The following is an 8,411-nucleotide window of genomic DNA, read 5'->3' as shown; positions in this document are numbered from 1 at the left end:
GTGGTACATCTGAGCTAGTGTGTACGCGATGTGTGTGAGGGTGGCATCGGGGGGGGGGGTGGCTGAGTGAGTGATCTATGCTTTAGCGATAGGACGTAATGAGCGCAAGGTCAGCTTGTATACACGGTTTTATTTCATGGTACGGCGGACCCGTGTAGCTACACCTTTCTATTCGTCGGCAGCGTCAGGTTTGTAGAAGAGACAGGCCGTCCGGCTGCGCAACACAGCAAGCAGGCACTCAATATTGTTCCCTGGTGGACAACCTTCCGTCAGCCGCGCTTTGTCGCCTTTATCATCGCCTACAGCTCGTGGCTGTTGAGCTACAACCAGCTCTATCTGGCGCTGCCCGTAGAGATCCAGCGTGCCGGTGGTAACGAGAAAGATCTCGGCCCCCTGTTTATGCTGGCCTCTGTGCTGATCATCACCTTGCAGCTTCCGCTGGCCCGCTTTGCACGACGCGTGGGCGCGGTGAGAATTTTGCCGGTGGGCTTTGTACTGCTCTCGGCATCTTTTGCGAGCGTGGCGGTGTTCGCCCCGACGGTGCCGCCGGAAGGCTGGCTCCGCTTGCTGCCGTCGGTATGTTTTGTGGCGCTATTAACGCTTGGGCAAATGCTGCTGGTGCCCTCGGCGAAAGATCTGGTTCCACGCTTTGCGGAGGAATCGACGCTTGGCGCGCACTACGGCGCACTCGCCACCGCAGGCGGTGTTGCGGTGCTGCTGGGGAATTTGCTGTTTGGCAGTCTGCTGGATCGTGCGCTTGTCCCTTCGCCGCAGGCGATGTCCCCCTGGCTGCTGCTGGCCCTGTTCCCGCTATGCAGCGCGATCGCCATGAAGATCATTTGTCGCCCTTTCACACGCTGAGACGGTTACTTTTTCGGGCGATACTTTTCCGGTAATTCCGGTACCGGGCGACGATCGTCAAGCAGATGGCGTACCGTCAGGATGGGGTGACGCCACAGCATGCGGGGCCCCGCCCAGCGCATAATCTGCTTCATCTCTTCACGCCTGGCGGGCTGGTAGCAGTGTACCGGACACTGTTTACAGGCCGGTTTTTCCTCACCAAAGACGCACTTATCCAGACGCTTATCCGCATAGGCATTCAGCGCCTGATAATGTCCCTCTTCCTGAGAAGCCTCCGGGCACTGTTTTTCATACAGAGCGATCATTCTGGCGATCGTCTTTTTTTCCCGTGAAATACGTTTACCAGACATAGCGGCTCACCGACTAAAAACATGCATTAATAATACTCCTTTATCTGCCACTTTTCAGTCGTTGCATTTCGTTTTCTGAAGCCGCCTTCCACTATTAAGCCCACCCCCACCCTTTTTTACTGGTATTTTATACAGGCATTAACAACACGCGTCGCTCATCGTTACGGAGGCTATATGCAAGAGATCGCCACGACCAAACACTATCGCCACTTAAAAGTCGGTTATTTCAGAAAGCGTCACGAAGACCGGAAGACCAAAATCCCGCGACGTTACAGCGTACATGCGGCGTTGAGCTTAAAAGGCGACTGGCTGGAGCAGGCAGGGTTTACTACCCACTCTCAGGTCAGGGTGGGGGTTGAACAGGGGAAAATTGTCATCGAACTACTGAAAGAAGATCTCAGCGAGAGCAGAAGAAAATAGGACGCTTACCGACGGTAAATAGAAACCCTCTGGGCCCTTGTTTCAGAATGGTATAGTTCAATTTATGGTTCGGATAAATAAAGAAATCAGGCAACACGTCGCCGAGTACATTATCCGGCAGGGAGTCTTCATTAACCTCATGGATCTTCACGGAGGTAAACTGGAAAGAGTCTTTGTTTTCGGTCCAGATATAAGACACATCCCGGCGGATAGAGGCTATCGCCTTCTCATTTTTAAAATATGTCCCGCTTAGCGCGATGACCCCGGTCTGCTTTTGCATGGTGTACATAAAATCCAGCGTCAGGTTTGCGCGGGCATCTTCATGGTAAACAACAACAGAAACTGAACAGGCTTCCGTATTTTGTTTTTTTTCTAAGTGATAATGATAAAGCCAGGACGTCAGCGCCCCAACGGCAAACAGGACGAGACACAGGATGGCAGTAGACTTTTTAGTCACTGATTGTACCCCCTAAAATAAAGCGTAACGCATCCTGCATCTTCTTCTTGCTCATACGGTTTTCTGCAAATGAGTACAGAAAGTGCCGGAGCCGTGCTGGATGAAGAGAAGTAGGCCCAGGGGTATTTTTTACAATCGAGCCCTGTTCGCATGATAATTTGCTTATAACGCGTGAAGTTACCCCTGCTTTTAATATCATCGTTTCGTGAGAAAAAATGGCAGCCATTTTCCGTACTGCTTATGGTGTAGTCTTTAAAAAAGTCTTTTCTGGAATAGTCATGGACCGCCAGATGAAGAATAAAATAGCCCAGCCCAAAAGAGAGGGCCATAAAAAGCAGTGGAAGATAGCGACGATAGTAATGACGCGGGGTCTTATCTTTCACCTGAACGGCAGCAGTTTCCGCAATCACCTCTTTCGAGCCGGTGACAGGCTGGGCTTCTGCTATCGCGCTTTCTGATTCTGTTACGTCGTTTTCAATTCGGCTGACCTTTACTTCTTTTTTAATCTGGAACCCTTTTCTGGGTACCGTGGCAACCAGCGTGTCGTCAGTCTCTCCCGTCGTGCGCAACCCACGCCGGATAATGGAGATATTCTGATAAAGGGTATTGGCCGGAACTAACATTCCGTCTTCACCCCAAACTTTAGTAAAGAAATCCCTTTGATTAACCACTTCCGGGGCGGACTCAAGCAGAAGAACCAGACAACGACTGGCTGGCGTGGTCAGAATGACGCTCAACTCCGGTCGGGTCATAGAGACAAGTAAGTTTTTCTCTGGACAAAATTTAATATTATCGTTAATTATCCAGAACATATGAGACTCACTATGCAATAAACAGAATCAGAAAACTGTTGCCAGAGTTAGCAAGTATACTCTGCGAATATTCCTTGTCAAAGCAGTAAGTTATGGTGTTTGTTCAGCAGTAACACCGAAATAAAATAATGTGAGCATAATAGAATATTATCCCCACATCGAAGACAAATACGTTTCTGAAACAGAAAAAAAGGATGACGTTATATTCTGACGCCTTTATTCCCGTTTACGTTTAATACGCAAGGAATATCGCGCGGTGTTCCTTTAGCGTTACCGGACCAGCGTGCCTGTCGCAATTGCGGCAAGACAGGCCCACGTCTTCAGTATCGCTGGAATCAGGTACGCATTTTAGTCGAAAGAGCCTGCACGTCTGTTTTCCTGTCCAGCAGAGTCCGTTATCATGGTCCGTGAACGATTCATGATAAGAAACGCAGGCTGTCATGCGTTCCAATGAGAGAGTAAGAAACCTGACAATAAAAAAGACAACTCATTGAAATTGAAAAAAAATGGACACGGTAACCTAATGAGTACACTTGAAAATTTTGACGCCCATACCCCAATGATGCAGCAGTACCTGAAGCTGAAAGCGCAGCATCCGGAAATTCTGCTGTTTTACCGCATGGGCGATTTTTACGAGCTGTTTTATGACGATGCTAAACGGGCATCGCAGCTGCTCGACATCTCTCTGACCAAACGTGGCGCATCGGCAGGTGAACCCATCCCGATGGCAGGCATTCCGCATCATGCGGTAGAAAACTACCTGGCCAAGCTGGTGAATCAGGGCGAGTCGGTTGCCATCTGTGAGCAGATCGGCGATCCGGCCACCTCAAAAGGCCCGGTTGAACGCAAGGTCGTGCGTATCGTCACGCCAGGCACCATTAGCGACGAAGCCCTGCTCCAGGAGCGTCAGGATAACCTGCTGGCGGCCCTGTGGCAGGACGGCAAAGGGTTTGGTTACGCCACGCTGGATATCAGCTCCGGGCGTTTTCGTCTGAGCGAGCCGGCTGACCGGGAAACCATGGCAGCCGAGCTGCAGCGCACCAACCCGGCGGAACTGCTGTATGCCGAAGATTTTGCCGAAATGGCGTTGATCGAAGGTCGTCGCGGCCTGCGCCGCCGTCCGCTGTGGGAATTTGAAATTGATACCGCTCGCCAGCAGCTCAACCTGCAGTTTGGCACCCGCGATCTGATTGGCTTTGGGGTGGAAAACGCCCCGCGCGGATTGTGCGCCGCGGGCTGCCTTTTGCAGTATGTGAAAGATACCCAGCGCACCGCCCTGCCGCATATCCGCTCTATCACCATGGAGCGCCAGCAGGACAGCATCATTATGGATGCGGCCACGCGTCGGAATCTGGAGATCACCCAGAACCTGGCGGGTGGCGTTGAGAACACGCTGGCATCCGTCCTCGATAACACCGTGACGCCGATGGGCAGCCGCATGCTGAAGCGCTGGCTGCATATGCCCGTCCGCGATACGGATACGCTCGTTTGTCGTCAGCAGACCATTGCCGCGCTGCAGGATCGCTACACCGAACTGCAGCCTGTGCTGCGTCAGGTGGGCGATCTGGAGCGTATTCTGGCTCGCCTGGCACTGCGCACGGCGCGGCCTCGCGACCTTGCACGAATGCGTCATGCCTTCCAGCAGTTGCCGGAACTGCGTGCTCAACTGAGCGACGTTGACAGCGCACCGGTTCAGAAACTGCGCGAAACCATGGGCGAGTTTGCTGAACTCCGCGATCTGCTGGAGCGCGCTATCATAGATGCGCCGCCGGTTCTGGTGCGCGACGGTGGCGTAATTGCCCCTGGCTACAACGAAGAGCTGGATGAATGGCGCGCGCTGGCTGACGGCGCAACGGATTACCTCGACAAGCTGGAGATCCGCGAGCGCGAACGTCTCGGGCTCGATACCCTGAAAGTCGGCTATAACGCAGTCCACGGTTACTATATTCAGATCAGCCGCGGGCAGAGCCATCTGGCGCCGATTCACTATGTGCGTCGCCAGACGTTGAAAAACGCTGAGCGCTATATCATTCCTGAGCTGAAAGAGTATGAGGATAAAGTTCTCACCTCGAAAGGCAAAGCGCTGGCCCTGGAAAAGCAGCTTTACGACGAGCTGTTCGACATGCTGATGCCACACCTCGCGGACCTGCAGTTAAGCGCTGGCGCGCTGGCGGAGCTGGATGTGCTGGTAAATCTGGCTGAGCGTGCTGAAACGCTGAACTATACCTGCCCGACCTTTACCGACAAGCCCGGCATTCGCATTACCGAAGGCCGCCACCCGGTGGTGGAGCAGGTACTGAACGAGCCGTTCATCGCTAACCCGCTGAGCCTGTCGCCGCAGCGAAGAATGCTGATCATTACCGGTCCGAACATGGGCGGTAAAAGTACCTATATGCGCCAGACGGCGCTTATCGCCCTGCTCGCCTACATCGGCAGCTACGTTCCGGCGCAGAAAGTGGAGATTGGCCCCATCGATCGTATCTTCACCCGCGTGGGTGCGGCGGACGATCTGGCCAGCGGCCGTTCCACCTTTATGGTCGAAATGACGGAAACCGCCAATATCCTGCACAACGCCACAGAACACAGCCTGGTGCTGATGGACGAAGTCGGACGCGGCACCTCAACCTACGACGGTCTGTCGCTGGCATGGGCGTGTGCGGAAAACCTGGCGAATAAAATCAAGGCCATGACGCTGTTCGCGACGCACTACTTTGAACTGACGCAGTTGCCGGAGAAAATGGAGGGCGTGGCAAACGTCCACCTGGATGCGCTTGAGCATGGCGATACCATCGCCTTTATGCACACGGTGCAGGAGGGGGCCGCGAGCAAGAGCTATGGCCTGGCCGTCGCGGCACTGGCGGGTGTGCCTAAAGAGGTAATTAAACGCGCGCGTCAGAAACTGCGCGAGCTGGAAAGCCTGTCACCGAATGCGGCGGCCACCCAGATTGACGGTACACAGATGTCGCTGCTGGCACCTGCGGAAGAGACGTCACCCGCCGTTGAAGCGCTGGAGAATCTCGACCCGGATTCACTGACGCCACGTCAGGCGCTGGAGTGGATTTTTCGGCTGAAAAGTCTGGTTTAGTTTTCTGCGGTCTGTTTTGTCGGGTGGCGGCTTCGCCTTACCCGACCTACAAAACCCGTAGGCCCGGTAAGCGTAGCGCCACCGGGCAAAGGACCGCACGATGTTACCGCCCGGTAAGCGCAGCGCCACCGGGCTTTTTTTTACAGCAATGGCGGAATGGTCGGCACCTGCGGCGCCTCATCAATATCCTTCTGCGTCATGCGGAACGCTTCAGGGTAATGTTCGCGGCTGGTACGACGCAGCGGCTCGGTATCGCGCCAGGTATACAGGCAATGCTGGCACTGATAAACCGTCCAGATCCCTTTCACCGGTGATGTGGCCATCACCTCAATTTGCTCATCGGCACAACGTGGACAAATCATCTTTTCCTCCTTATTGGCGTGCTGCCAGCATCGCAGTCAGCTTTTCAGCCCAGGCTTTGGTTTCAGGTAAATCCTGCACCGGCTGGCTGTAGTGACCGCGGTTATCCGGCGCAACAGGCGTGGTGGCATCAATAATCAGCTTGTCGGTGATGCCTGCCGGGCTGGACCCAGGATCAAGCTCAAGAACCGACATGTTCGGCAGCTGCACCAGATCCCCTGCCGGGTTCACTTTCGATGACAGCGCCCACATCACCTGCGGCAGGTTGAACGGATCGACATCTTCATCCACCATAATCACCATCTTCACATAGCCCAGGCCATGTGGGGTGGTCATGGCGCGTAAACCGACCGCGCGGGCAAAACCACCGTAGCGTTTTTTGGTGGAGATGATCGCCAGCAGACCGTGGGTGTACATCGCGTTCACCGCCTGCACTTCAGGGAACTCCGCTTTCAGTTGCTGGTAAAGCGGCACACAGGTGGCTGGCCCCATCAGGTAGTCGATCTCGGTCCAGGGCATCCCGAGATAGAGGGATTCGAAAATCGGTTTGGTGCGGTACGAGACTTTATCAATACGGACCACCGTCATATTGCGTCCGCCCGAATAGTGCCCGGTAAACTCACCGAACGGCCCTTCAATTTCACGTTTACGGCCTTCAATCACCCCTTCCAGGATCACTTCAGACCCCCACGGCACATCGAAGCCGGTCAACGGCGCGGTCGCAATCGGGTACGGGCTTTCACGCAGCGCCCCGGCCATTTCATACTCGGACTGATCGTATTTCAGCGGCGTTGCGCCCATCAGGGTGATGATCGGATCGTTGCCCAACGTAATCGCAATCGGCAGGTCTTCACCACGCTCTTCGGCTTTATGCAGATGCAGGGCGATATCATGCATCGGCACCGGCTGCAGGCCGAGCTTACGTTTGCCCTTCACTTCCATGCGGTAAATACCGACGTTCTGCTTGCCGAAATGGTCCGGGTCGAGCGGATCGCGCGAGACAACGCACGCTTTGTCGAGATAAAAACCGCCGTCCCCGTCGTTCAGGCGAAACAGCGGCAGGATGTCGAACAGGTTAATCTCCTCACCGTCCACCGTATTCTGCGCCCATGCGGGGTTGGCCCGGCGCTCCGGTGCGACCGGGAATTTATCCCAGCGGCGAATAAACTCATCGATTTGCTTTTTGACCGGGGTATTCGCTGGCAGCCCCATCGAAATGGCGTGGTTCTGCCAGGAGCCGATGGTGTTCATCACCACCCTGGCATCGGTAAACCCGCGAATGTTATCGAACCACAGCGCAGGCGCACCGTCACCGATACGTCCCGTCGCGTTAGCGGCCGCCGCCAGATCCGGCTCCGCATTGACCTCTTCTTCAATTTTCAGCAGTTGCCCTTGCTCATCGAGCGCCTGCAGGAAGCTTCTCAAATCATCAAATGCCATCGTTATTCTCCTGTGAAAAATGTTTCGCCGCCTGCAGGCCGTTCCAGCGACGCGCCTTTTTGTGCTCCAGACCAAACTGGTCGAGTACGCGGGTCACGATATGCTGGGTGATATCATCGGCGGTTTGCGGGTGGTTGTAATACGCAGGCATGGGCGGCACCATCGCCACCCCCATGCGGGAAAGCGCGAGCATGTTCTCCAGATGAATGGTGCTGAGCGGCGTTTCACGCGGGACCAGCACCAGCTTGCGCCCCTCTTTCAGCACCACGTCTGCCGCACGGCCCACCAGCCCTTCGGCATAGCCCGCGCGGATACCCGCCAGCGTTTTCATGCTGCAGGGAATGACGATCATGCCGTCGGTACGAAACGAGCCGGAGGAGATGGTGGCAGCCTGATCGGCAGGACTGTGAACGACATCTGCCAGGGCGGCGACATCCTGCGCGGTATAAGGCGTTTCCAGCTCAATGGTGGTTTTCGCCCATTTCGACATCACCAGATGGGTTTCAACCTCTGGCATGTCCCGTAACGCCTGCAGTAAAGCCACACCCAGCGGAGCACCTGTTGCTCCCGTCATTCCCACGATCAATCTCATTCAGCACCTCAATTAATTTGTTCGCATACGAACA

8 protein-coding genes and 1 pseudogene are annotated in these 8,411 nt (G+C 54.8%); 3 read left to right on the top strand and 6 right to left on the bottom strand.

Going from position 1 to position 8,411, the window contains the following annotated elements:
* Positions 1-207: 207 nt before the first annotated feature.
* Positions 208-861: pseudogene (locus APU11_RS06000) on the top strand (MFS transporter); the annotation flags it as partial.
* A 5-nt stretch (positions 862-866) separates the two neighbouring features.
* Here the strand turns inward: APU11_RS06000 and APU11_RS05995 are convergent.
* Entirely contained in the window at positions 867-1,211 is a 345-nt protein-coding gene (locus tag APU11_RS05995) for a nitrous oxide-stimulated promoter family protein (RefSeq protein WP_028028023.1), read from the bottom strand.
* 174 nt (positions 1,212-1,385) lie between these two features.
* Here APU11_RS05995 and APU11_RS05990 point away from each other — a divergent pair, with 174 nt between their 5' ends.
* On the top strand, positions 1,386-1,631 hold the full coding sequence (locus APU11_RS05990) for a SymE family type I addiction module toxin (RefSeq protein ID WP_013098482.1): 246 nt from the start codon (positions 1,386-1,388) through the stop codon (positions 1,629-1,631).
* Here APU11_RS05990 and APU11_RS05985 read toward each other — a convergent pair.
* Both APU11_RS05985 and APU11_RS05980 read right to left on the bottom strand, forming a co-directional pair.
* On the bottom strand, positions 1,609-2,088 hold the full coding sequence (locus APU11_RS05985; protein WP_023621089.1) for a membrane protein: 480 nt from the start codon (positions 2,086-2,088) through the stop codon (positions 1,609-1,611). The two genes, APU11_RS05990 and APU11_RS05985, sit on opposite strands and share 23 nt — an antisense overlap.
* Complete coding sequence (locus APU11_RS05980) at positions 2,085-2,900, bottom strand: transcriptional regulator (RefSeq protein WP_029883184.1); 816 nt, start codon at positions 2,898-2,900, stop codon at positions 2,085-2,087. The genes APU11_RS05985 and APU11_RS05980 overlap by 4 nt, the downstream gene beginning before the upstream one ends.
* A gap of 523 nt (positions 2,901-3,423) precedes the next feature.
* Here APU11_RS05980 and mutS point away from each other — a divergent pair.
* Entirely contained in the window at positions 3,424-5,985 is a 2,562-nt protein-coding gene (gene mutS / locus APU11_RS05975) for a DNA mismatch repair protein MutS (RefSeq protein ID WP_058650455.1), read from the top strand.
* A 140-nt stretch (positions 5,986-6,125) separates the two neighbouring features.
* Here the strand turns inward: mutS and APU11_RS05970 are convergent, their stop codons facing one another.
* From APU11_RS05970 to APU11_RS05960, 3 genes are read right to left on the bottom strand one after another with little or no spacing between them, the layout of a single operon-like run.
* Positions 6,126-6,347: a non-oxidative hydroxyarylic acid decarboxylases subunit D gene (locus APU11_RS05970; RefSeq protein ID WP_013098486.1), complete on the bottom strand. Its 222-nt coding sequence runs from the start codon at positions 6,345-6,347 to the stop codon at positions 6,126-6,128.
* Between the two features lie 10 nt (positions 6,348-6,357).
* The gene (locus APU11_RS05965; RefSeq protein ID WP_013098487.1) at positions 6,358-7,785 is read right to left on the bottom strand and encodes a non-oxidative hydroxyarylic acid decarboxylases subunit C; all 1,428 of its coding nucleotides are present in this window, start codon (positions 7,783-7,785) and stop codon (positions 6,358-6,360) included.
* Positions 7,775-8,377, bottom strand: coding sequence for a non-oxidative hydroxyarylic acid decarboxylases subunit B (locus APU11_RS05960; protein WP_013098488.1), 603 nt, complete (start codon positions 8,375-8,377; stop codon positions 7,775-7,777). Before APU11_RS05960 ends, APU11_RS05965 begins: the two co-directional genes overlap by 11 nt.
* Positions 8,378-8,411: the final 34 nt, after the last annotated feature.

Source organism: Enterobacter sp. 50793107, assembly GCF_001463365.1.
GTDB lineage: Bacteria > Pseudomonadota > Gammaproteobacteria > Enterobacterales > Enterobacteriaceae > Enterobacter > Enterobacter cloacae.
This window is presented reverse-complemented; position numbering and strand designations above follow the sequence as displayed.

Coding starts and splice junctions, on each gene's coding strand:
- APU11_RS05995 (WP_028028023.1), bottom strand. CDS start 1,211: ATGTCTGGTAAACGTATTTCACGGGAAAAAAAGACGATCGCCAGAATG.
- APU11_RS05990 (WP_013098482.1), top strand. CDS start 1,386: ATGCAAGAGATCGCCACGACCAAACACTATCGCCACTTAAAAGTCGGT.
- APU11_RS05980 (WP_029883184.1), bottom strand. CDS start 2,900: ATGTTCTGGATAATTAACGATAATATTAAATTTTGTCCAGAGAAAAAC.
- mutS (WP_058650455.1), top strand. CDS start 3,424: ATGAGTACACTTGAAAATTTTGACGCCCATACCCCAATGATGCAGCAG.
- APU11_RS05970 (WP_013098486.1), bottom strand. CDS start 6,347: ATGATTTGTCCACGTTGTGCCGATGAGCAAATTGAGGTGATGGCCACA.
- APU11_RS05965 (WP_013098487.1), bottom strand. CDS start 7,785: ATGGCATTTGATGATTTGAGAAGCTTCCTGCAGGCGCTCGATGAGCAA.
- APU11_RS05960 (WP_013098488.1), bottom strand. CDS start 8,377: ATGAGATTGATCGTGGGAATGACGGGAGCAACAGGTGCTCCGCTGGGT.